Here is a 22,802-nt window from a genome sequence, read left to right as displayed (position 1 = left end):
CTACGAGGCTCTTCGCGCCGTGCCAGCATTCGTCCGCATCAGCGCCATGAGCATCGGCCCAAGCGAAAACTCGCCCCGCTCCGCCTTGCGGCTGAGATCGCGCAGATATCCGCCGGCTGAGTTGATATGCCCTGCCCTCTCGAGAATGCAGGCCATCACCGCCGCCGCGTTTTCGGGACCCAGTGCATCGCAGGCATCCTGGTAAGCGCTCGGACTGACTGCCAACATCGATCGGACCACGACCGCGGCCGACATCAAGTCTCGCCAACTGCCGACGGCGCCGCCTGGACCGTAATTGACGATCTCCGGGCAGGCCTGCAGCACCATTGCCAGCGGAAACGCCTTTATCGGCTCGCGCGTCGGCCTGATATCCTGGCTCGATTTTGCCCCCTGCTCTTTTTCAGAGCTAGGTTCAAGTTCATGGATGGATTCGGATTTTGAATTCTGTTTGTGGCATCCGTTTTGGACAGCATTGCCATCCGTATTTTCAGAATTTTCCTGAATTTCCAGCCGGTTGATGATCTCCTCGCGCAACATCTCCATTTCTTCGAGGATTGAAGTCAGATCCAAGATCATCGGCGAGCGCGGAATCCGGGCAACCAAGGCGATGAACAAGGCTTCGATATGGCTCCAGTCGCCGGGAGCTCCCTCTTCCACCGCAGCCGTGATCAGCTTGCGGACATCACGCCGGCAGACCGTCAGTGCCTCTTTGGCAATACGGAAGCGCTTACGTTCCGCGGCCACCTGCTGTGCGGCATGCGCCAGCTCTTCAGCCCGCGCTAATAGCGGCGCCAGGCTGAAGCCGAACGCATCTTCGATCGCGCCCGATCCGTCCTTGCGTGCATAGCGCTTGCCATTAGCACTGTCCTTGCGGTGGATGAGGCCTGCATCGACGAGCGCGGCAAGATGCCGGCGCAGCGTCGTGCCAGCGATGCCATGGGCGCGCACCGAGAGCTGGTCGTTCGATGGAAAAACCACGAGCCCGCGCTCCTCCGACAGCTCATTGTCCGGATAGAACGTCAGAAGCGCATCGAGCACAGCGAGTGCACGATCCTGGACGCCAAGCATCTCCCTCGCCTCGCAGACATTGCGAAACACTTTCCATTTGTCGGCCGTCTTGCCTGATTTGATTTCGGCCGTTTTCATCTGCCCTCTAACTTGGGCGAGCGACATCGGCCGCCGCCCGAAGGGCGTCGTCACATTTCCAACCTGCATTTTCCTTCACCTTTCAAAAGGCAAAAGAAATCTGCTCACCAAAACGGCGCCAAAGACTCTTGACTGCGATTCGTGGAAATGCGATTCTTCAGTTGCTAAAGAGAAGAGAGGCTTCCACGACGGCAACGTTTGGGGGCCTTTTCTTTTGCTACTTTGTCTCCCTGGTTTTCACAAACTCGTCGTAAAGCTCATCAAGCCGCTCGGACAGATAGCGGCCGAACGGAGCGGCATCATCCGCCTTGAGCGCAAGCGCGAACGATCTCTCTTTGGCCCTTATGGTGCCCACAACATTTCCCCCACGCTTCGGTTTCCACTCACGCTGGTCGGCTATACTTTCACGTTTGAGAATGAGAGAGGCCAAAACGGCCTCGAAACGCTCGTCCGAAGAGAGCTGTAGGAAGCTGTGAGAATGCACTACCCTTGTCACATCCTTTTGCTTAGCGTGGATGTAAATGTTGGCAAATTCAATCCATCTGCGTCTGCCAATGCCACGCGCACTACCGATCGCTTGAATGACGTCGGCTGGAACAGCCGAGGCCACTGAAATCAGTTTCGAAAGCTCTGTCTTGTCCGTCGAAAGAGCCTGCATAATGACCGGTCGTGCGAAGCCACGGCTTTCAAGGGTGAAGGCAAATACGGCACGTTCGATGTAGGACAAGTTCTCTCGCCCGCTGTTCTCAATTCCTTGGGCAACAACCAAGGCAGTATCATCGACCTCACGCACAATTGCGCGAACTTTGATGCCCAGAACAGACGCAGCTTTGAGACGTCGATGGCCATAGGCCACCTGAAAGCGGCCATCTTTTTCGGGATGTGGGCGTACTAAGATAGGAACTTCTTGACCGGTCTCCGCGATGGATTGCAAGAACGGATCGCCCTCAGTGAAGACAATCTCATCGAGACGGTCGCGCACGAAAGAGGAGTCAATTAGTTCTGGATCCAGCTCCTGCACATGCTGTCCGGACTGAAGCGCTTCGTGAAAAGCTTTCGCTTCTTCCTCCATCTTGCCGAGAGTTAGAGCCATAGAACGGACCGGACCCGCCGGACCGCGATGATCGGGCTCCTGATCCAAGTTGGCCGCGGCCAACTCTTGAACAGATTGTTCAAAAATTCCGCTGAGTATCGATCTTCTGCTCATTTGCGCGCCCATACCTTTCGGATGTTTGCGAGAACTTCAGAATTCGCGGCATTCACCGATTCTAACGCTCTGTCATAGGTCGTCTTTCGAACTTGGCCGCGTTCGATTTCATAAAGCGTCTGTTTCGAGAGCCCAGCATCGGAGATTGCGGTGGACTTCAAAATCGTGGCGGTAAGGACATCATCAGAAAAGAGGCTTCTCAAAAGTGCGACGATTTGGGACTGAGGGCCATCGAAAGGTTCATGGCGGGTGACGACGTACTTGATGAAGTCGTGGGAAAGATCACCGCCAGCCTTCCTTACTACAGCCAAAAGATCTGACGTCATGAGAAGGAACTGCGACATCGAAGCCACGTCGACCATCTGAGGGTGAACGGTGATCAGCATAGCCGTTGACGCGCAAACTGCGCCGAGCGTCAGGTAGCCGAGCTGAGGCGGGCAATCGATGACAACGATGTCGTAGTCTGACTCGACCTCGGCGATGGCAGTCCCAACCCGTTGGAAAAATGCCTCGCCCTTCCCTGCCCGTCTCTCGGCCAACGCACGAGGCGTCTCGTGCTCAAATTCCATCAGTTCGAGGTTACCTGGCACAAGATGCAGGCCGTCGAAGTAAGTAGGACGTATGATCTCACGCAGCGATTTGCGCTCATCGTCGTAGCGAATTGCGCCGTACAGAGTGTCACCATCGCCCAGGTCGAATTCGGGCTGTACTCCAAGCATTGCAGAGAGCGATGCTTGCGGGTCTAGGTCGATCGCAAGAACGCGATATCCGGACAAAGCCAGATATTGAGCAAGATATAATGATGTCGTCGTCTTCGCCGAGCCGCCCTTAAAATTGGTGACAGCTATGGTCTGTAACTTCTCTCCGCGTTGCCGGTGAGGCAGGAAGGAAAGAGCATCTTTCGGCTTCGATGTTGCAAGATGGTGGCGGAGCTCGTTAATTTGACTAAGAGTGTAAGAGCGGCGTCCCGAGCTACTCACGTCTGGAGCCGGACCTTTTCCGTCCAATGAAAGTTGCCGCAGATAGCCGTCTGACACGCCAATGAGCTGCGCGGCCTCGCCTGACGTAAACGTTCGCAACGATTTCTGTGAATGCGGCGGGAAAAGGTGTTCAGATAGAACCTTGAGCTGCCGCGAGAGCTGTTTTGCTTGCCGCTCGATACGAATATCAGTTGATGATACGCTGGCTGTGTCCAAGATGGAAATTCCTCGCAAAACGAATTTAGTCTCGATACGGAAACTAATCGTTTCTCATTAAAAAACCGTATCACTTATGACACGATTCGTTTACCACGCCAAATTGTGGACTTTTGCAAAGTTGGCCGCGGCCAACTTTTTAAGAAAGTCAGCCTCTCCAAGCTATCGTGCAATCTCTCTAGAACCGAACGCACGTGGTTTGCACTTGGCGACTCAAGCACAACGCGGAGGCCAGACTGAGCCCCTAGCGAGCGAATTCTGGAAAGAAAGCCCAGACCCTTAGCACAGCTACATCAGTGGCTCAGCAGAGTTGGCCGCGGCCAACTTTTATTCGCGTAAGTAGCGGCAAGCCAGTATCCGTCCTTGCTAACCGCGGAAGGTATGGCTGAAGCTCGGACGGCATGTTCTCCATGAAAAGCACTGCCAGCACTTCAATTGCGAAAGTGGCGGCGGATTGAGCTTTCCATCTCGTTGCGCTTTCCCGAGCTTGGGCGTCAAACTGCCCATGACTTCAGCGAGCGCCAGCAATTCTTCTCGGAACGCAATCCGGAGGCTACGGCCTTCGATTACGATTGCGGGGCTCACTTTAAGCCTGACGTAGTCCCCATTCCTTTTCAAATTCGGCCGCAAAGTCGCTCTCCCGCTCATCCAGCATTCGAGCTGCGGATTTCGTACCCACCGCGGCAACAACTGCCGACAGCTCCTTTGCCGACCGCCTGGTGCCCTGAAGCTCAAGAGAATAGGCGATGGGCATATCTGCTCGCAGATGAGGCAGGTTTGCTTTCATGACCTCACTGAGATGCACAAAAACATCCGGGCTGCCATCGTCCGGCTTTATAAAGCCGTAGCCCTTGGCGGCATCGAACCACTTCACCTTACCTTCGGCCATCTTGCTCCCCTTATGGTCTTACGCATTGTTGACAAAGTTTCGATCGTGTCAAACCGTAGCTCGACTTTCCTGAAATCCGAGTTGAGAAGAATCATGCATGTAATAAATCCCAAAGAGGACTTTCCCGAGATAGGAACGGTCCAAAACCCCGCGGTGTTTTATGACGGGCGAGATGCCTCGGTTTGCTATGAGCCGTCGGTTCGCTCAGAAGGCGGCAATGTCGTTCTCAAATTCCGAGGGGTTATCGATTTCCGAATAACTCCCGTCAACATTGATGGCCTACGAGACTGTAGGTATCCAGTCAATCCGTGGGCCTTTAATGAGGTGATCGGCGGCGCGGAAACGGCCAGATGGCATATCCTCAAAGCGCGGCTCTGGATTGTCACTTTCAATGACCTCACGATCGAAGTTCTCTTCCGGACAGTTGAAATCATTCGCCGCGATGCGGAAGAGGGGCCACAAGATAGAGCGCTGGTAAACACTCTGAACGGGCTCCAAGGTACCGGCATTATTGCACTGTAGTTATCGCGACCGCTGGCGTCGCTTACGCTGCATCGCCATCAACCCCAGTGAAAGATCAAGCATACCTTCGGCAACCTCTTTGGCAACATAGCAGAAGAATCCGCCAGGCTTGCGGATCTCGGGGCGCGGCCGGGCCTGGTCATCGGCATAGAGCTGGTAGACATAGGCGGCGACGAACGGGAACAGCCCCGGGCCAAGCTGCTTTTTCCCCCGTTCAAGTCCGTGCGGTGCGACCTGAAGTAGGTGGGCCATGATCGCGCCGGCTCCGGCAACATCCTCGATCGAGCGAATCTGCGCATAATCCTCAAGCGCGGGGCAGGCGGATTTCCAGAGCGCAACGTCCAACAGCGCTGTCGGCGGGGCGCCTCGCCGAGGAGACGCCGCTTCGCGCCATCCTTCCTCTGTCTCGACCTCAGCGAGCGCTGCAGATTGTTCGTTTAACCGAACAGCTCGCCCCCACTTTTCTTCGAAACTCCCAAAAGTGCCGCCGGAGGCGGCTCCATCGTCTAAATGTTGCGGCGATTTTTCGCCGCTCCGTTTATGACAATTCTCGATAGAGTAATCGGTGTTTGATTCTTTATGACGGCAGAAATTGCCGTCAGTGGCGGCAGAATTCTTTGGTTTGCACACCTCGTAGTAGGTGCGTTCGGCAATTGTTTTCGACATTTGAGCCGCCCCAAGCACCTCGGCCAGGACGTCCGAAGTCACGCGGATACTGCGAGGCGGACGACTGGCCGCTATCGCGTCGTCAAAGCGGCTGGCGAGGTCGAAGCGGCCAAGCTCCTTAAGCGCGGCCACGAGATCCTGGAGATCTTTGTGAATAGCGCTGAGATCGTGGCGCAGCGATCGGACAAGAGCGCGTTCGGCGTCGTCCTCGGCGACCGCCGCCGCGAAGCGCTCTCGCTTCGCGAACAGCGGCCCCAGATCGAAGCCGTAGGCAATGGTGACGCTATTGCCCTGGCGGCGGGCAAAACGCTTTCCATTGGGGCTGTCGATGGCGATGATGAGGCCCTGCTGACGCAGAAGCGCTATGGCGCTGCGAAGCGTCCTCTCCGGCAATCCCGTCTTATCCATTAAGTAGCTGTTGCTCGGCCAGACCAACAGCCCTTGGGCAAGCTGTTGCTCTCCATAGCAGGCGGCAAGGGTTGTGAGGAGAGTTCGGGCAGAGCAGGGTAGGCGCAAAGCGCGTCCGGCATGTCCGGCGGCGGTCAACAGTGTTTTGCGTTCAACCCGACCTGTGAGAGCTTGATGGGCTTCCTCGCGCCACATATAGGTATAAGCGACCGGTGTCCGCCGCCCGTATGGGCGCGGATGGGTGTCTTGATCCAACAATTTCCATCTCCGCTTGCTGGCGGATCGCGGACAATAAAATCCCGTCGCGCGAACGCGCGCCTCTCTTGACGGCAATGTAGCGGGAGGGTAGAAATTACCGGACTTCAGATTTCCGGTGTTGGGCGACGCCAATCGCCTTCACCCTGTCGCTTCGAGAGAGCCCGCCACTGGCGGGTTTTTTCATGTCGCGATCATTGCTCCTCGTTCGATTCGACAGCACACTATAGCCATGCACTACGAGTCTGTCGTTAATTTTGTACGCGATGCCGTATGAGCTAGATGCTGAATCATTCTATTGAACAAATAGCGCAACCAAGCGAGGATGGCCACAATGACTAATCTGCTGCCAATAGGCACCATAAAGCGCCGGCCATCCGCCAATCGGATGGGCTTCAAGGAAGACTGGGCGCACGAAGCGCCATCGCTTTTGGGGCGCATTCGCGCTGTGCTCCTGGAGCACGAGCGCAGATCCGGCCTAACCCGGACCGACTTTGTGAAGACGTCGGGTTTCCCGCGACAAACCTTCTATGAGATCCTGGAAGGATCTGCGAATTTGCGCCTGAGTTCAGTTGATGCAATTGCAAAGGCGCTCGACATCAACATTTATGAGCTGCTGGGCGTACCGGCAGATATGGTCAAGGCCTCGCCCGAAATGAGCGCCGTCCAACAGGCGCTTCCGTCCAAGGATTGAGCGGAAGGGGAGGGGCCGCCCGAAGGCGGCCCGAGATCTTTCTACTCCTCGGCCGTGGTTTTCTTGGGCTGACGGCTGAAGCTCTCCGCTGCAAGCTCGACTGTGTAAACTGTTTCGCCGTTGCGCTCGAAGCTGTTCTGGCGAAGAGTGCCGACGATGCGGACGTAGTCGCCGGCGGTGACGTTCTTCTCGACGAAGGTACGGGTGCTGCCGTCGAAGATGGCGACTTCGTTCCAATTCGTGCGATCCACCCACTCACCGTTTTCCTTGTATGAGGCGTTGGAGGCGATCGATACGCGCACCACCTTGTCGAAGATCTTGATCTTACCGACGCGGCCGATGATTTCGAAGCTAGCTTTATCAAACATAGTCTGTCTCCTGAACTGGCGGCGGGACCATTCCCGCTCGCGATGCGAAACGTCATCAGCCGGAGCGAGCTGAACGATCACAGGAACCGAAGGTGGAGGGGAACCACGTCCGGAGACGGGAATTTTGCAGCGCGGTAGCGCGGCCGCGAGGAGGGCCACAGGACCGGGGAAAATTCTCGGCGCCAGTGGTTGATTGGGCGGCGGCCGGCTGTAGTTGAAAGCATCAGATGCGAGCGGGAAGGTCTCTGCCGGGATTCACGAGATAGGAGGGTATGGCGCAAGCAGCTTCGAGAACATTGAGTTGGAGAGAGCGGAATAGGCACGGACCAGGCACGAGGTTTCGAACGCCCTCGCCTACGTGTGGGAAAAGAAAGGTGCTGGTGGCACGGGGCGGGCGATCGTCCTTGATGAGGCACTATCCGTTCGTCGAGATTGTGCGAAACACCGCCGTCATCTCTTTGTGTCCAAGGCACGGAGCGGGATGACGGTTCTTGCTGGGGGTGAAATGACACGCCGACTATCCCCAGGGCAGCCGGTTCGGCACTCTGCAGCGGGTGGTGTAGCCCTGTCAGGCCGATCTATCGTCCGAAAAAAGCACCAACAGAGTGAATAACACTACGATGATGGCGGCTTGAATCAGCACCCACATTTCCGCTCCATAGACAATAGTCCACAAGGCCGCAGCGCACACGGCAATCACCGAGAACAGCAACATCGTCATTCGGCTCGGGGATTTGCGTTGCCTGTCTGCTTTGATCCTTCGGAAAACGATGACAATCATGACGAGACCTACAAGGAGGAATAGGGACTCACTCATTGCGGATCCTCATCATTGAAAGAGGCGAGGCCCCTGTCGGCAATGGCTCGGACGGGCTGAAGAATTGTTCCAAGGGTAAGATCTCGGGTGTTGGGTTGTCTTCCCAGAGCTTGGCGAAATCTCGATCGTCGGGCGGTCTGTGGATGACGACCTCGCGCTGAGGGTTGGCTTCACGAACACGCTCGGCGGCAGTGAGACCGGGCTTGTCTGGATCGGCGAATACGACGATCCGCTGCACGATCTCGGGTAGCTGAAGAAATGGCAAACGCGTCGCGCCAAGTGAGCACCAGACGGGCAGGCCATAACGCAGCATCGCGGCGTGGCCGGTCTCATAGCCTTCGGCAATTCCAAGGGTGTCAGCGGCCTGGGCGAGCCGCAGGGCAAAGCCACGGCCCGGGCCGATGATCCGGCGCGGTTCGTCCAACGCGGCCTTTTCGGGCCGCGTCCGGTGCAGAAGTGTGAGCTGCACCGAACAAACCGACCGGTCTGGCGCTTGCAGCGCCGCGACGAGTGCCGAAAAGCGTCTCTTCTTCAACCTATATTCTGGCAGAAATCGCAATGTGGGTAATGTCGTCGGCAGGCGGCGAGAGGAGAGGTAGGCTTCACCATGTGTGCCGGCGAGCGCAATCGCACTAGACCAGAGCGCGAGCGCATCAGCCGTGGTGGTTTTGGGGTCAGTCGGACGAACGCGATGTTGAGGCACCGGAGCCGGCTTTGACAGATCGAGATCCGCAATGGCGTTCTCGATATCGATGGAATCGCAGCCGGCAAAGCAGTGGAGCAGAAGGCGATATTCGCCGTCGCGAACGGAGAGGGAGGGATGGCGGTCGCCTTTGCCTTGCCCGTGGCCTGGCACAGGGCAACGGCACAGGGAGCCGCCTCGCGCCGGGAACCCTCCCAAGGCGCGGCGCACTTGTGCAGCGCTCGGCCATGACAGCTTTGTCATCGGCTTACACTGGCATCTTGCGCCTATCGAATCAATAGAATGTCTTAATGACACGATAGTCACGACGGCAATTGCTCCACAAATTTGAATCGCCACGGACTGATTATCGAAGCGATTTCAGCGGAAAGAGGTCTTCGCTGGTTAGGTCGCGTAGCGTGTTCATGATGACTTCCCGAGAGAGCGGATGGTGCGTGAGGAAACTGGGGAGGGGCCGCGGTGGTGCGGCTTTTCGCAGTCGAGGCGGACGATAAGGCCTTTGTCGTCAAGATAGGTGCCGCGCCCTTCTTCCTCCGCGAACAGATCGCGGGTGACATGCCCGCCGGCCGCCTTGTAGGCAGCAAGACCGACGAATTGCACACAGGGATGGTAGCCCCGGCCTTGTTGGTAAGCTGCGCGCAGATGGCATCGGCCGAACGGTCCCAAGAGAGTACGTTGGCAATAATCGCCTCCTGCTGCTCATGATCGTCCGTCAAAGCAACGGGCTCAAGCTGCTGCATCGTGACATCGCCTTGCCTGAACTCGTCTGCAGGCGAGGGCAGACGTTTGCGAGCGTCAGACGGCGACGAACCGTTATTTGTGAATGCCGAACCGGCCGCCAATCTGCTCCGGTGACAAGCTTTCCTCGCGGCGTAAGGTATCGAATGCCACAATCTCATCGCGGCGCTCTGACCTTCTTTCGAGTGTATCTTTGGCTGCAAAGCTCTCTCGCGTCTTTCGATCAGGCACTTTCGAGACGGAAGCGATAGCCGCCTTTTGATTTTCGCATGGCCGAGGCGATTGCTTTGTTGATTTGATCGATATCACAAGCTTATGGATGGAACTTGCGGCCTACCCATCTGCGCATGTCTTTGTGTTCCTCATGCTCAGGATCGAGCCAAGCGTCGAGGAAGTCGGCATAGCCAGAAGTACCTCCAATATCTTCGGGAGGTCCGGAGCGTTTGCCAGCGATACAGCGGGGATATTTTGCACCTTCCTGGCGTGCGACACGTTCCAGCCGCAGCAGATGACGCCAGCAGTCCCCAAAATCGTATTCGTAAAGGATGGTCAAGATGTTCTCGTCGCGATCGTATGGGAAGTGAAGGTCGATCATTCTGACCTCCGTGGCCTCGAAGATCTTGCTGTCGAACATTCCGTCCTCATCGAACTCCGGCGCGCCGAAGATCAGACCACCGATGTTGAACTGGTGCAGATGACTGTCGGTCCAGCCGAAGGCAGCCTGAAGAACTTCATGAAGTTGAGCGAGATTGAGTGTGATCGGCAGCTCGAGTACACGGCTGATCTCGGGTTCGATGTCGAGGATATGGACCTCGGCGCGGACGATGAAGCTATCTGGGTCAAACGGATCAAGCATAGGGGGATCATGCTGCGCGGCGACAATCACGGTGAGACTCGTATTGCCGCACTTAACGATGCTCCCCGAGATTGGCACGTTGCCTCATTCATTTTGCTCCCAGGTTGGAGCGAAGGAGGCCGGGCGCGGAGATGGCAGGGGTTTCGCAGCGCCTGGCCTCCTTCGCGAGCGCCACGGCGCCTCAGTGCGGCCTTGCGATCTGCTGGATCGATGGCTCCTTGTTCAAGGTGCCAAACAGCAACGCGTCCGCCTGTTCGCTACGCCAGACCTTCAGCCGACGCTGAAGTGTTCGAAGCAGTTTGTCGGGGTAATCGCCGGGATACTCGGCCTGCAGTCGTGACAGAAGTTCACTGCCGGTTCGCCATGGTTCGGCTTCGAACCAATTTCGCAAGTCGGTAGTCGCCTTAACGAGAGGGTCAGGACGCCGCCGTCCTCTTTTGGCTTTCGCAATCGGGCGATCCGTCGGCCGGGTAGCTCCGTCCTTCCAGGCAGTCCGCAAACTCGCCAGGAAAAGGTCGATCGGCTGAGTTTCCCCGTCAGTGCGCATGGCCGGCGGCGTGTCGGCAAGCGCAGCGAGTCGCTCCTGTAGGGCGCGAATATCGCGTAATAGCAGGACAGGATCGAGCCCGGCGTAGACTTCCTGCAGACGGGAGCGGACTGCATCTGACGTGCGAGCGTCGGCAACCAGACGCTGATGCGGCGTGGCTGGCGGACTATACGTCTTGCGCACACGAGCGCCGTCGCGCTGCTTCGCGATTAATTTGAATGATGGCTGAAAGAAGTTCACGAACAGCCGCGCTGATCGGTAGAGCTTCGCTAGCAGCGTGGCGGCCTCCAGTCCCTCGAACCGACGATATCCGACCATCCTGCGCACCACGGCACCATTCTTCTGCTCGACAAAGGCCTGGTCGTTCTTGCGGTAGGGGCGGCAGCGCGTGAAGACGATGTTGGCCGCGTCACAATAGGCCTTCAGCGTCTCGTTCATGAAGACGGTGTCGTTGTCCGTATCCAGGCCGAGAAGCGCGAAGGGCAGCTGCCTGCGCAATTCTGTGAGAACACTGCTCAACAGTGTCTGTTCGCGAACCAGCAGCGGCGCACATTCCGTCCAGCCAGTCGCGATGTCGGTGAGCACAAGGGTTTGGATGAAGCTGCCGCGAGCCGAAGGGCCGCAATGGGCGACGAGATCCGCCTCAACGAAGCCTGGCGCCGGATTGTCCCAATCCGCCGACGTTCTAATGGGAATGCTCCGTCGCAGGGCGTGCGCCGCGGGCCGCCGTCGAGGACGTCCCAAGCCCTCTCGGATCGGTCCCAGCGTCCTGTCGATCGTGGCCGCGCTCATCGCCAGCAATTTGCCACGGATCTCAGGCGCGAGGTTAAAATGACCGTGGCGTTCCATCGCCTCGACAAGAACGGGCAGCAACGCCTTCAGTCGCTTCCCGCAGACCCGGTCAGACGCCTCCCACAGCAATATGAGCGCATTGCGTTCCGCTTCATCATAAACCCGCGGCCGCGCTCGCCGACCTGTAGGCTCTCTCTCGTGGCGCCGCAGCAGCCGCATCGCGTGCTTGCGGTGAAAGCCCGTGATGACGACGAACTCATCCAGAATTCTCGCCTTCTCCGCTCGTGTCGAAGCACGATAGCGCTCCGAAACCGCCGCCGTCAGTTCCTTCCTTGTCGCCATGCTCAGCTGTCCCATAGTCGCCCCTGTTGATACCCTCGGTAGGGAGCAAATTATGTGAGGCAACGGTTGAATATTCAGGAACAGTTTCGACGAGGCAATGCGGGTGTTTCGGTGTGAAGTCGTTTGGGAATTCGGGCACAGACGTGTGGGAGAGCATCGAATCATTTGGTCTGCCGTACGAGGAGATCGCAGACCTAATGGAACAGGAGGGCCGATCTGTAGGAGTGATCGAGCAGCTATTGGCGAGGTGGGTAGGCGTTAGAGTTCGAAGCGGCCAAGACGCAGATCGTTGAGGCGATATTGCCAGACCAGGTTCAAATCGTTGGGATCGACACCTGAAGTTGACCAGTCGGGTTCGGACGGGTTACGGAAAGGCAGCTCGTCGTTGAAGCGTGCCGGCTGTTGACGTGGGCGAAATTGACGGCGTTCGATCCCGCGAGCCAAAAGCTCAATGACCCGGACGACCGCGAACGTAGCAATCAGGAAAGCAGTGGAAAAACCGAGCATGCGAAGGCCTGCATCGTGATCAGGTAAAGCGAGGAATCCCAGCACGCTGCCGGCAAAAACTGTAAGCGCAAGCTTCATAAGCATCACACGGCACCTCCTATTCACGACGATGATCATTATAATATCCCGGATAGAAAGTCATTATAATGATCATCGGAGCCGGGACTGTGCCTGCACGGATCAGGCGATTTTTGGTGGCTATGGATCTGCTGCCGCTTTCGCTGATCAAACAGCGCAGAGCGGATCATTTAATTATTCATTTTCAGCGTAGAGCAAGGATATAGAAAATGTCGTGGTTTTGTGAAGGGCCGTCGGATATAGCCAATCGCTTTGCTGCACACTTTCAAGAAATCTGGCAGCGTGCCGCACCACTTTAATGAAAGGGTGAATCAACTTAACATGGGGATACCCACCCAAGTTATTAGTGGACATTTAAAAGAAAAAAGGTCTTATCCGAAGTCGACTGGCGGGAGGATATCTGTGCCGATTTTTAAGAATAAGACCGAAGACTCCGATGGTTGGCTTTCGATCCTGCTTGCCCTCCGACTTCGTCAAATTGAGAGCGAGTATCCAGACTATGCGAGTTTCGCCGATGCGACCGGTCTATCGCGCGGCACGCTCTACCAGTTGCGGACAGGGAAGGGGAATCCCACCTTTGTCACGCTTGAGCGGCTGGCTCGGTACCTGAAGGTACCTGTATGGTCGCTCATCGGAATCCCGGGCGACGAAAAGAATGTAAAACAAGCGATCGAGACGTTCGGTTTCAGCTATGACGAGATAGCGCGGCACATCGAGGCCACGCGAGCAGTCAAGCGCTCGATGACAGAGTTTAGTGGTGTACCGACTTCCCATGAGGACGCTGGTGCTTCTGGGGAAGCTTCTGAGAAAAAGCGGATATCTGCGGCGAAAAAGGGAACCAAGGTAAGCCGATAGTTCTGTTAAAAGTGTTCGGCAAGCTCTCGCCGAGGCATCTGGCCCATTGAAGGCAGTAGGCTGAAGCGGCGACCTTCAATGGGTAAATTGTGATCAGATCTGACCAGCGGCAACGTTGATATCGCTGCCAGCAGGACCAGGGGTGGAAGTGGCGAGCAGCGTATTGCCGCCACCGGGCGCAGAAAAGTCGCCTGGCCCCGTGCAGACTGCTTGCGAGCTGCAGCCCTGAGGAATGCTGGCCTGACCAACTGAATTGAGATCCGCATAACGGCGGGTCACGTCATTCGTCCAGTTTCGGCGTTGGCTTTCAGTGCTGCCGTTGTAGAGATCGGCCAGGCAGCGAATGCTTGAGGTGCCGCCGCATGACTTGACGGCATCGCGAAGGGTCATCACCCCGCCTTCAATGTTTTCGGACAGAATACCGCGATCCATCCCATAGGCGCGCCCTGTTGCCCCTGTGAGCTGCATCGGCCCTAAAACGCCGCTGAAAGAGCCGGCACACGCCGACATGGCGCCTTCATGGGCTGATACCGAGAGGGCCAGCTTGGGATCCACACCATATTTGTTCGCGGCGTCCACGATCATGTTGGCGATATTCGGGTTGCTCTGGATCATGTCTTGCGTGGACCCATAGCTCGGTAGACCAGCTCCATTCGTACACAAGGAACCCAAGCTGGTCTTGTCGTTTAGATTGCAGGAATTCGCATCCTGATTATAGGAGTTCGCCAGCGCAGCCGACGCTTGGCCGACGATCAGAAAGGCGGCGAGGAGCCGTGGCAAAGGACGTAACATCTTATTTCCCCGGGCAGAAGTTGTAGATGGTGCCGTTGATCGCAAGCGCATTGCTTGCTGGCCGCGTAATCTTAATCGGCGTGACGACCGGGGAGCCGCCGCGTTCTGCGCACGAGGCTTGGAACGTGTCGCCCGAATGCTTGCTGCCAGCTATCTTACAGGTGTTGGCGCCGACCGTTATTGCGTCGCCGTCGAACTCGGCAAGCTCGAGGGCGCCAACCCCTTGGTCGAGGTCGGCACATGTACGTGTCGATGCAACATACGTCCCTTGCGGGGCTTTCAGCGGATCGAGCACCTGCGCTATTGCCGGCGAGATCAATATTGCTAGCGTTGTACAGACAAATGGACTGGCCATGGTGAACCTCCGGAACATTTTCTGACGGCGGCCATCGGCGCGAGCGCCGGTCAAGGCCGCGCGTAGCGCGCCAAAGGAGAAGCCTTGACCGGTCAGCGAGGGTTGGTGGCACACTGACGGGTCAAATTGGATCGGGTTCACCGTGTCGACCATGATTGGCTCCTTCAAGGTTGCGGAATTGATACTCGAAATTGGCATTCCTGGGCGATTTCGCCTTGAAAGACGATACCGGCGCGAATGGTTTTGGTCTGAACATCGTAGGCGCCCATCGCGCCATTTCGAGCAAGGTCAGGGCGGGCATTGTTCGGGAGCGGGCCATATTCGATGAAACAGCCGGTGCCGGCGTCGGCGACCTTGGATTGGCCATTCTGGTAGATAGCCAAGCGCATGGGGCATCGTTTCAGTGTGGCATTAGCGCCGGCATCGGTGCGGATCGGCGAGCAGCTGCTAAGCGTGTGCAGGACTGAAAGGACAACCGTTTTCGTCGGACTCCGCACGACGATGTGGCTTTCTGCTGCCGGAGCGTTGGCGGCAGCAAAGCGCGTGTCGCCCTTGGCCGTATAGGCGTTGTTGTTCTTTTTCAGCATGTCGGCCCAGAGAGAAGCGTAGGGCATTGCTTCTGAATTCGGAAGCTGGAGATCGGAATAGGCGACAGCACGCCAGGCGTTCGGGTCAGGCGTAAGAGACTGCGCCGACGCTAGAGGCGCCCACGTAAGGGCAGTGGCGACTGCAATTGGTGTTAGACGTTCGCGCATTCCCTGCCTCGCTATCATGCCCTATGATTAAATCATTGTACCAGTGACTGTCGAGCATGATATTCTGGATGGAACGATAAGTTCGCCTATCGGGGCTGGATGAATTGCGTGGACTGGCGATCGGGCTTGTGGTGCTGTCGCACGTTGTTCTTATGGACTGACGAAGATGGTTGAAGATCCGCTTCGCCATCTCGTCCGCGAATGGTCAAATCGAACTGCGCGGGAGGTTTCACCGTGACGGAAGACAATCGTCAATGGTCGCTTGGTGGCAAGGATGTTGATCAGATTCCACGGGGCGCGAAGGCGCTGGCCGAACAGCTATTGACGGAGAACGGAGGCGACACCGTGGCGGCGCTCGTCGGGGCTTGCTGCATCGTTGGTGCCATGTATCCGGCGATTTCGAGGGGGATGCTGCGCAACGGATCTTCATTCGGAGTCGACATTGCGCAAGTGCTGGAACTGCTCATGCGGACCGAGCCCTCGGCCGCCCACGAGCAGGGCCAGTAGGTGATGACACATCCACTTATTGCTGGTTTACCTGAGGAAGCACGGCTCGCAAATCTCGGCGCGGCCGGTTGGTAGGAAGCCAATCGGTTAATAGCGGTCGCCGAACCAGCCCTTGCTCTTGCGCGGCGAGGGCTCCTGATAAGCCCACGATGCGGCCTTATAGGATGGCCTTGGGTCTCGTATGCGCCAGGCTTTCTGCCAATAGTAGAAATTGAGGGGTACGCGCGCGAGCACGCCGCCGTTAGCCCCTAAGAGGTCGGAGGCACAAACGACGACGGGGCCGTCGTAATGTTGCACGCGGCCCGTATAGCCATCGAGGGCACTCGGTCGGCAGGCGAAAAGGCGAACGCCAGCAGCGACAGCATTCGAGGGCCCTGCCGAGACGGAAATCGTCTTTATGCCTTCCTTGGTAACGAGCGTTCGCACCGGCACGGAACCCCATGACGAGCGGCGCAGGGCGTTGTTCGCCTGCTCTTCAGTCGGATAACCGGTGCGCTGCGTCATGACTGGTGGGAACCGACCCCAGTCAGGGGCATATTCCTGACGGCTACGGCTGACTGAGCCTGGCCGCCAATAGGAATCAGCGACCGGAACTGGGCGATCCAAGCCGGCTTTTGAAGCCTCGGGCATCCGTCCCGCGCAGCCAGCGAATAGGGCCGCGGATGCGACGACCGGAAGGATGTACGGAAAAGAAGACATGTCGTGCTCCGGAATCATGGATTTGGAGGTGAGGATTTCCGATAGAGCCAAGGCATCTGAAAGGTGCTGGCCCAAATACCGCGATGGGATTTGCGCGCATCACGTTCGAGCTGGGCATAGCTCGGAATACGGCGATCGGGAGGGTCGGGGAGGGTGATGGCTATGCCAGCTTTCAGCATCTCGCTTGCGATGTCTGCCATTTCGCCGGTCGCACAGCGGCCGACGATGATCGTTTCGTCTTTCCGGATCGGCGAGCAGACAACCCATTTGTCCAAAGTTGCGCTGACGAGCCATGCCATGGCGACAACGCCACATGGCCACGTCTGCTTGCCGAGCGTCGCGGTCTGACCCATGTCGCATGCGTCGCCGTATAGCCGGTATGTCTGCTTGGTTTCGACATCCTCTAATGTCGTGGGCGAGACGACGACGACCCGCATTGGGTTGGTCGCCTTGCTGTCGCCCGGCGTATAGATGTCGGGCGCCGTGTCGGCGTCCAAAGTGGAGTTCCGCGCTTGGGCGACCAAGGGCGTTGTCAGGGCTATGCCCTGGGATGCCATCAGGACTACAAGGGGAACGCCGATGGTTTTGCACGCCGGCCTCACTGATCGCGACTCGTGCTGCCGGGCACGAAAATGTCGATGTCCTCGGCGATCACATCCGTGGTGTAGTGGGTTAGGCCATCCTTCTGATACGAGCTTTCGGAAACTCGGGCCTGGACAAGCACCTTGTCGCCTTTGTGAACATGGCGCAGGACAAAGTCCGCCATCTTTCCCTCGAAGAAGGTGACGGTGACCCAATCGCTCACCGATTTTCGTTGGCCCTCACTGTCGACCCACGACCGATCAGTGGCGACGCTGAGCTTCACGGTCTTGCCGATCTGCCGCGGTTCCTGGCCAACATTTCCACGCAGCGTGAGTTGGTTCGTGGTTCCCATGACGTCCTCCTCTAAGATTCATTAAATCAATAAACTATTTTACAAATCATTGATCAAGTATCCAGGGCATAAAATCCGGAGGTGGACCTGACCGAAGCTCGATGCGCCGGGCTGCGACCTCCCGTGAGCTTCTCGCTCATCCGATGCTCGACCCGGAAAGCCACGCGCTGGCGGCATCCGGATCGAAGAGTGCGACCGTATTCTCGCCGAACTTCAGCGAGAGCGAGGAAGCGATGACGCATGAAGCCTCAGATCCTGTGAAGTCGAAATCGCATGAAACGCGTCATCGGAATACGGCGCGGCGCCTTCACCAAGCGTTGGATCGGCTTCTGGCCGGAACCTCGCAACATTCCTCGCTGGAAGGGCTCCTTTCGGCTCACCGTTGCTGCGCTGGCACGCGAGGCTGGGCAGCCGTAACACGATTGATGCCGAACACACCGAGTTCCTCGACGAATTGGCGTCCGCAAATCCGCGTGGCCCGGCAAATAATCCACCCGCTCCAAACAGAGACTGCCACACTCCGGGCTTTGATCGGGCAGCTTCAGGAGCAGAAGCGCTTGCTCGCGACAGAGAACGCTGCTCCTGAAGCGGGCGATCGACGCGGAGAAGGCGGTCGCCCGTCTGGAAAAAAAGAATGCGAAGCTGATACAAGACCTAGTAGTCCGTCGGCAGACGGCGCTCCCAAATCTACGGAGGGGATATGAGACTTGATGCAGCAACTTTCGTCCAACCAGGCTATGAGGCGGCGCCAGGTGATTGGTCCGACACAGACAGGCGCGCGATTGCGTCCCTTCGTGGGTTCTATCCAGAAATTGCACATTGGGGTGATTTGGCGATTGGCGTTGCCTTTGGCGAGCTCTCTCAGGAGGTGCTCGATGTTAGCTGGGCCGACTGGATGTTGGACCAACGAGACGAGATTTTCCTGAACTATTGCTGTTGGCGCCAGACCCGAGGCCAATGGGATGGCGGGCTTGATGCTGAAGCTCTGGCACAAGCCAACGAGTGGAAGAAAATGGCTGAATAACCCCGCAGGCATTGACAGGATCTCCTAAGCACCCGATTAGCGCGTGAGCAAGCGGTTGGCATGTCGATGTCTGAGCCCGTGGAAATCGAAGGTCAGTTACTTGAGATATCCCATCATACCATACCGGAACAGCCCGCCTCGAGCACGAGCGGTGCCCCCATTCGCCGGCTCCGCCGGTCGCCTTCGACGATCCTCGACCCGATCTGCTCCGGCATCGTGCCAGTCTCTCGTCTTCAAACAGAGGAGAGACACATGCTTATCGTCTTCGACGAAATCCGGCAGCTGCGCACCGAGCTTGCCGCCTGCATCCACACGCCCAGCTAACGCACAGCAGCTCTGGCGGAGCTCGAAAAGTTTCTCGCAGGGCAGGCAGCGATTGATCGCCAGTTCGACGGGATGATCGCGAACTGCGCCGAGACGTTGCCAGCGACCCCGACGACGAGTGGACGCCGGTGCGATTGGAAAAAATCAAAACCCATCCCGTCCCCAGGGAGAGCATCTTTGCCTTAATGAATGAGGGGATTGGCGCCTTCGTGAGAAGCTACGAGATTGTTGACGTTATCGACTGACGTGCCGGCCCAAGTATCTGCTATGTTCCCGATCCCACTTTGCTCTCCGGTCGTCGGACTACAAAGTTCGGCAGAGATGGATAAAGGCGGAGGACCTCAAGCGCGGTTGCCAGTGCTTTCTCTCGGCGGGTCGTCGGCCATTGGGCATAGATAGAGGTCTGGGCATAGCTAAGAACCGGTAGTCTTTTGCCGCGTTGGACAAAAACGGTCATGCAGCGCTCAATCCCGTGGTCAAGGACAGCAGCCGCAAATTCATGAAACCCAAGAGGATGACGGCGGACCCGTGCAACGGCGATCAACATCGCAGCGATCAGATCAGAGGCGTCCTTCTCGCATGCAGAGCTGCCGAAACAGGCATCGACGAAAGCGATGATCTGGGGGACGTTGGTCGCGCCGGGCAATATCGTGTAAGATGATTTCTGAAGTTCGCTTACTCTGGCGATGCCAGTCACAATTTCAGGCACCATTTTGGCGAACCTGTCGAAGCTGCTTTTCGATCGCGATATAGCGCGCCGTGATCAAATTCAGCTTCTTAAAAAAATGGGTCGTCTGATTGACGTCATCTGGCACCGGGGGAGGGCAAGAAAGAAAAAGAGCTTCACGTTCTGCGTCTAATTGTTCCAGCTCAGTGTTGAGACGGCATATCGCGTGCTCGTCCATGTCAACCGCGTCGGCGGTTATTCTGTGGGAGGAAACGTCACTGGCTGATACCAAAAGCTTCCGGCCGATCGCGCTCACCATTTGATCACCTCACGGTATCTCTTCTGTGCCCCTCTAAAGTTCACAGGGCACTAAATTGCATCGAGCTGATAAAAACGTTGATTACGGACGACGGCACGGTAGGGTAAGAAATTAGACGAAACGAAACGAAATCAAAGCCGATAAGCCTTTGTTAAAAAACGGAAAATTTTTTATCCCTCCGCCGAAGGACGGGAGCGACTTCAAAGAATTGTTCAAGCGATTGGCTGCGGCTGGAGCGAGACGGCCATTGGGCAGCGATGGTTTTCCTGAGGGACCATGGACGCCAGAGCTTCTTGCAGAGGCGATTTCACAGATCGATTCCAACCGGGTTGGGGTGGATCTGCGAACGGTACAGCTTTGGTTTCAAGAGAACGAGAAGGGAATTAGCACTGCCAACATCCGTTGGCTGGCAAGGATTTTTGGGTGCGATGATCCGGCAGCAATTAGCGAATGGCAGATGGAGCTTAGCGAGGCGCAATCTCGGTTGGCGGCCAAGAGGCGAGATGCGAAGAAATCGGGAGGCGGCGCTGCGCTTGCGGTTCCAGGTACGTCATGGACTGCAACCGTCGAGGATGAGACAGGATCCCCGGCGGAGCTGACACGGGAGACCGATATCAAGCGGGCGGAGCGGCGTTTCAGTTTGGCGACAAAATCGGAAGCGCTTTTTAGTCGCGGATCTCCCTTGAATTTGCCGGCTTCGGTATTTGCGGGTGCCTCCGCCCTTGGGTTTTTGTCGTATATTGTGGGGATTCACAGCGTTACCTACGCTCGTGCGGACGGCGTCGTGAAACAGGTTGGGTTTCTTTGGGCACCGAATTGGACATTCCTCTTCATGGTGCTTTTGCCACTGTTTTTTGCGCTCGTCATTGAGCTGCTTGTTTTTTGGAAAGGCGAAGGGCGCCTAAAGCTTTTGGCGCGGGGCGACAAGATGGAAAGCGACCGTGATTGGGGCCGCAATGTAGAGGCTTCCTCCTATTCATATTGGGCCGTTCTTTTGATTTGCGTATTGTTCGCCGGTCTTTTTCAGTGGATCGGCGTATGTTTGATCCCATTGATGAACGGCGGAAACGACTATGCGATAAGTTGGGGTACGTTAGCTATTGTGCACCCTGAACATATATCGGTGCCAATGTCGATTTTGTTCACGGCACTCGCATATCTGTACATGTGCCTGTGCTTTTATCTGTTCTTCGTCGGTCTCATTTTGCTTCACACAATGGTCCATGATCTTTGGAAAATTGAAGAGGCATCGAAGACCCGACCCGAAGTGGAATATCGGCACGAGCTCACCGAGCTCGGCCTAAGGCTGATGCGCGGAATTTTTCGGTGCACGGTGTTGGGTATTCTGGTCGCCATATGCATGAAAGCCCAAAGCTCTTATCTGACATCCAGTCGAGAGAGCATTGTGGCTTGGTTTGTCGGCGATGTGTCATCAGCCCTGCGTCAGCACGCAGATGTTGGTAACAGTTTCGGCTATAGAATGCCGACGCATTACAGCAGCCTTCTTGTCGCTGTTTCGACCTGTGTTGTTTTTCTATATGGGTCCATCCGTTTAGGTGCGGGGAGTCGATTTCATGTACCTTTGTGGAAGATGTCGGCGGTCGTAGCGTTCCTCTTTGCTTGCTACTTGTTGATCGATGCGTTTGCAGGCTTTTCGATCCTTCTCAGCATTGGAGTGCTCCTCGGGGTCTACGGCCTCTGCGATCCAGGGTTTGGGCATCGTCGAACAAGTGAGGTAGGAAATCAGGGTGTATCATAGTTGGCTAGATCGTTGGGATGAGCGGCGGGCGCGGCGCGGCGAGGAGGGGAAGGAAAGAACGGCCCTCGTCCTTGACTCGGCCCGCGCCTTTCCAGGCGCCAAGAAGATCACAAATCTCGAGGAGTTTGGTGTTCTTGCGAACCAGGCGGTGGCTGATCCGTCGTTCTTCGATGAGCCGGGGCGGAACGACCAAGGCTTTCAAAGGCAAGATGGGTGGCTCAAATTTCCATCGGACATGTTTACCGACGTTGAAGAAAACAATGTCGTTTGGGCGAAAATTACAGAAAGCGGATCGTTCGATCAGGTGATGGTGATTTTTCACCATTGGAATGCAAGCGGCCGAAATCGCCAGATTGCCAACTTTTTCTCGAAGCGTGACATCACGGTTGTCGAGATTGCGATGCCCTATCACTTCGAGCGCAGTCGTCCAGGCGCAGCACACGCTGATTACATGCTTAGCCCTAATCTCGGTCGGACGATCCAGTCCGTGAGGCAGGCCGTTTGGGATGGCCGAAAACTCATACGTTGGTTGAAGAGCCAAGGCTATCGAGAAATTTCGGTTCTCGGTATGAGCTTGGGTTCATGGGTTGCAGGGTTGATTGCTGCGCACGACGCGAATGTGTCGAAAGCCTCGTTATTTCTGACCGCGGGAAGTCTCGCTGATATGGTTTGGACGGGGCGAGCGACACGATCGATACGTGAAAGCCTCGAGCCTGAAATGAAGCTGACTGACCTCCGCCGGGCTTGGGCGCCGCTCAACCTCGAGAACTACGTGCAAAATCTCGCACGACCGGATCTCGCCCTTCATGTTGTTCTCGCCAAACGAGACAAGGTGGTTTTGCCCGATCTATCACAGAGGTTCATGCAAAGCCTGAAGGACGCGGGCGCTCAGCCAAATGTCCTGGAATTAAACTGTGGTCATTATTCCCTTGCCATGCCGCCCTACATTTTGTTGGCCGGATTAAGCTTAAAGGGGTTTCTGTCGAGCGCCGACCAATCGGCCCGGCGAGGATGAGCTTGGCGTTTGCCGTCACTTCGCCAGCAAATTCTCCGGCAGGAAGCCCTTGAGGGACTTCGCCTA

At 56.7% G+C, this 22,802-nt stretch carries 27 protein-coding genes and 1 pseudogene; 9 read left to right on the top strand and 19 right to left on the bottom strand.

The genetic code is table 11. The features are described 5' to 3' along the window. From repC (NXC24_RS21740) to NXC24_RS21725, 4 genes are all read right to left on the bottom strand, one after another. On the bottom strand, positions 1-1,215 hold the full coding sequence (gene repC / locus NXC24_RS21740) for a plasmid replication protein RepC (protein WP_104825525.1): 1,215 nt from the start codon (positions 1,213-1,215) through the stop codon (positions 1-3). Positions 1,216-1,363: 148 nt separating this feature from the next. After that, positions 1,364-2,353: a plasmid partitioning protein RepB gene (repB, locus tag NXC24_RS21735; RefSeq protein ID WP_104825544.1), complete on the bottom strand. Its 990-nt coding sequence runs from the start codon at positions 2,351-2,353 to the stop codon at positions 1,364-1,366. After that, on the bottom strand, positions 2,350-3,549 hold the full coding sequence (repA, locus tag NXC24_RS21730; protein ID WP_104825524.1) for a plasmid partitioning protein RepA: 1,200 nt from the start codon (positions 3,547-3,549) through the stop codon (positions 2,350-2,352). The genes repB and repA overlap by 4 nt, the downstream gene beginning before the upstream one ends. Positions 3,550-4,135: 586 nt before the next feature. Next, entirely contained in the window at positions 4,136-4,438 is a 303-nt protein-coding gene (locus tag NXC24_RS21725) for a cold shock domain-containing protein (protein ID WP_104825523.1), read from the bottom strand. Positions 4,439-4,531: 93 nt separating this feature from the next. On the opposite strand from NXC24_RS21725, the gene NXC24_RS21720 reads away from it, so the two are divergent. Beyond that, entirely contained in the window at positions 4,532-4,960 is a 429-nt protein-coding gene (locus NXC24_RS21720; RefSeq protein WP_104825522.1) for a hypothetical protein, read from the top strand. Here the strand turns inward: NXC24_RS21720 and repC (NXC24_RS21715) are convergent, their stop codons facing one another. Further along, positions 4,961-6,289 carry a plasmid replication protein RepC gene (repC, locus tag NXC24_RS21715; protein ID WP_158704521.1) on the bottom strand — a complete coding sequence of 443 codons (1,329 nt, stop codon included), beginning with the start codon at positions 6,287-6,289 and terminating at the stop codon, positions 4,961-4,963. A gap of 334 nt (positions 6,290-6,623) precedes the next feature. Between repC (NXC24_RS21715) and NXC24_RS21710 the strand changes: the two genes are divergently transcribed. Beyond that, entirely contained in the window at positions 6,624-6,983 is a 360-nt protein-coding gene (locus NXC24_RS21710; RefSeq protein ID WP_104825520.1) for a helix-turn-helix transcriptional regulator, read from the top strand. Positions 6,984-7,024: 41 nt separating this feature from the next. On the opposite strand, the gene NXC24_RS21705 is transcribed toward NXC24_RS21710, so the two are convergent. From NXC24_RS21705 to NXC24_RS21675, 6 genes and pseudogenes are all read right to left on the bottom strand, one after another. Continuing rightward, positions 7,025-7,351: a single-stranded DNA-binding protein gene (locus NXC24_RS21705; protein ID WP_104825519.1), complete on the bottom strand. Its 327-nt coding sequence runs from the start codon at positions 7,349-7,351 to the stop codon at positions 7,025-7,027. A gap of 568 nt (positions 7,352-7,919) precedes the next feature. Next, on the bottom strand, positions 7,920-8,132 hold the full coding sequence (locus tag NXC24_RS21700; RefSeq protein ID WP_158704520.1) for a hypothetical protein: 213 nt from the start codon (positions 8,130-8,132) through the stop codon (positions 7,920-7,922). A gap of 28 nt (positions 8,133-8,160) precedes the next feature. After that, complete coding sequence (locus tag NXC24_RS21695; RefSeq protein ID WP_104825517.1) at positions 8,161-9,114, bottom strand: toprim domain-containing protein; 954 nt, start codon at positions 9,112-9,114, stop codon at positions 8,161-8,163. A 718-nt stretch (positions 9,115-9,832) separates the two neighbouring features. Further along, positions 9,833-10,465, bottom strand: a pseudogene (locus tag NXC24_RS21685) (plasmid pRiA4b ORF-3 family protein). A gap of 181 nt (positions 10,466-10,646) precedes the next feature. After that, complete coding sequence (locus NXC24_RS21680; RefSeq protein WP_104825515.1) at positions 10,647-12,161, bottom strand: ISNCY family transposase; 1,515 nt, start codon at positions 12,159-12,161, stop codon at positions 10,647-10,649. A 243-nt stretch (positions 12,162-12,404) separates the two neighbouring features. Then, on the bottom strand, positions 12,405-12,770 hold the full coding sequence (locus tag NXC24_RS21675; protein ID WP_245464015.1) for a hypothetical protein: 366 nt from the start codon (positions 12,768-12,770) through the stop codon (positions 12,405-12,407). Between the two features lie 213 nt (positions 12,771-12,983). Here NXC24_RS21675 and NXC24_RS21670 point away from each other — a divergent pair, with 213 nt between their 5' ends. Beyond that, positions 12,984-13,586, top strand: coding sequence for a helix-turn-helix transcriptional regulator (locus NXC24_RS21670; protein WP_245464014.1), 603 nt, complete (start codon positions 12,984-12,986; stop codon positions 13,584-13,586). A gap of 93 nt (positions 13,587-13,679) precedes the next feature. On the opposite strand, the gene NXC24_RS21665 is transcribed toward NXC24_RS21670, so the two are convergent. From NXC24_RS21665 to NXC24_RS21655, 3 genes are read right to left on the bottom strand one after another with little or no spacing between them, the layout of a single operon-like run. After that, positions 13,680-14,378 (bottom strand): transglycosylase SLT domain-containing protein, encoded by a 699-nt coding sequence (locus NXC24_RS21665; RefSeq protein ID WP_104825513.1) that lies wholly within the window; start codon positions 14,376-14,378, stop codon positions 13,680-13,682. 1 nt (position 14,379) lies between these two features. Then, positions 14,380-14,886, bottom strand: coding sequence for a hypothetical protein (locus NXC24_RS21660; protein WP_104825512.1), 507 nt, complete (start codon positions 14,884-14,886; stop codon positions 14,380-14,382). Between the two features lie 11 nt (positions 14,887-14,897). Continuing rightward, the gene (locus NXC24_RS21655) at positions 14,898-15,320 is read right to left on the bottom strand and encodes a hypothetical protein (protein ID WP_245464013.1); all 423 of its coding nucleotides are present in this window, start codon (positions 15,318-15,320) and stop codon (positions 14,898-14,900) included. A gap of 402 nt (positions 15,321-15,722) precedes the next feature. Between NXC24_RS21655 and NXC24_RS21650 the strand changes: the two genes are divergently transcribed. After that, positions 15,723-15,995, top strand: coding sequence for a hypothetical protein (locus NXC24_RS21650; RefSeq protein ID WP_158704519.1), 273 nt, complete (start codon positions 15,723-15,725; stop codon positions 15,993-15,995). A gap of 87 nt (positions 15,996-16,082) precedes the next feature. Here the strand turns inward: NXC24_RS21650 and NXC24_RS21645 are convergent, their stop codons facing one another. From NXC24_RS21645 to NXC24_RS21635, 3 genes are all read right to left on the bottom strand, one after another. Further along, on the bottom strand, positions 16,083-16,499 hold the full coding sequence (locus tag NXC24_RS21645) for a hypothetical protein (protein ID WP_245464012.1): 417 nt from the start codon (positions 16,497-16,499) through the stop codon (positions 16,083-16,085). 209 nt (positions 16,500-16,708) lie between these two features. Then, a complete protein-coding gene (locus NXC24_RS21640) occupies positions 16,709-17,251 on the bottom strand; it encodes a thermonuclease family protein (protein WP_158704518.1) in 543 nt (180 codons plus the stop codon). Between the two features lie 41 nt (positions 17,252-17,292). After that, a complete protein-coding gene (locus NXC24_RS21635; RefSeq protein WP_104825507.1) occupies positions 17,293-17,628 on the bottom strand; it encodes a single-stranded DNA-binding protein in 336 nt (111 codons plus the stop codon). A 273-nt stretch (positions 17,629-17,901) separates the two neighbouring features. Here NXC24_RS21635 and NXC24_RS35175 point away from each other — a divergent pair, with 273 nt between their 5' ends. The 3 genes from NXC24_RS35175 to NXC24_RS21625 all read left to right on the top strand — a co-directional run bounded on the left by NXC24_RS35175 (position 17,902) and on the right by NXC24_RS21625 (position 18,976). Then, positions 17,902-18,045: a hypothetical protein gene (locus tag NXC24_RS35175; protein WP_158704517.1), complete on the top strand. Its 144-nt coding sequence runs from the start codon at positions 17,902-17,904 to the stop codon at positions 18,043-18,045. A gap of 283 nt (positions 18,046-18,328) precedes the next feature. Beyond that, entirely contained in the window at positions 18,329-18,652 is a 324-nt protein-coding gene (locus tag NXC24_RS21630) for a hypothetical protein (protein ID WP_104825506.1), read from the top strand. A 66-nt stretch (positions 18,653-18,718) separates the two neighbouring features. Beyond that, on the top strand, positions 18,719-18,976 hold the full coding sequence (locus tag NXC24_RS21625) for a hypothetical protein (RefSeq protein ID WP_158704516.1): 258 nt from the start codon (positions 18,719-18,721) through the stop codon (positions 18,974-18,976). Positions 18,977-19,241: 265 nt separating this feature from the next. Here NXC24_RS21625 and NXC24_RS21620 read toward each other — a convergent pair whose 3' ends face one another. Both NXC24_RS21620 and NXC24_RS21615 read right to left on the bottom strand, forming a co-directional pair. Next, positions 19,242-19,688, bottom strand: coding sequence for a hypothetical protein (locus NXC24_RS21620; protein ID WP_104825504.1), 447 nt, complete (start codon positions 19,686-19,688; stop codon positions 19,242-19,244). Further along, a complete protein-coding gene (locus NXC24_RS21615; protein ID WP_104825503.1) occupies positions 19,678-19,962 on the bottom strand; it encodes a hypothetical protein in 285 nt (94 codons plus the stop codon). The genes NXC24_RS21620 and NXC24_RS21615 overlap by 11 nt, the downstream gene beginning before the upstream one ends. Before the next feature lie 148 nt (positions 19,963-20,110). Here NXC24_RS21615 and NXC24_RS21610 point away from each other — a divergent pair, with 148 nt between their 5' ends. Together NXC24_RS21610 and NXC24_RS21605 are read left to right on the top strand one after the other, a co-directional pair. Then, positions 20,111-21,721 carry a hypothetical protein gene (locus NXC24_RS21610; RefSeq protein ID WP_104825502.1) on the top strand — a complete coding sequence of 537 codons (1,611 nt, stop codon included), beginning with the start codon at positions 20,111-20,113 and terminating at the stop codon, positions 21,719-21,721. Further along, complete coding sequence (locus NXC24_RS21605) at positions 21,711-22,736, top strand: dienelactone hydrolase-related enzyme (protein WP_104825501.1); 1,026 nt, start codon at positions 21,711-21,713, stop codon at positions 22,734-22,736. Before NXC24_RS21610 ends, NXC24_RS21605 begins: the two co-directional genes overlap by 11 nt. Positions 22,737-22,802 lie beyond the last annotated feature (66 nt).

Source organism: Rhizobium sp. NXC24 (genome assembly GCF_002944315.1).
Classification (GTDB): domain Bacteria; phylum Pseudomonadota; class Alphaproteobacteria; order Rhizobiales; family Rhizobiaceae; genus Rhizobium.
This window is presented reverse-complemented; position numbering and strand designations above follow the sequence as displayed.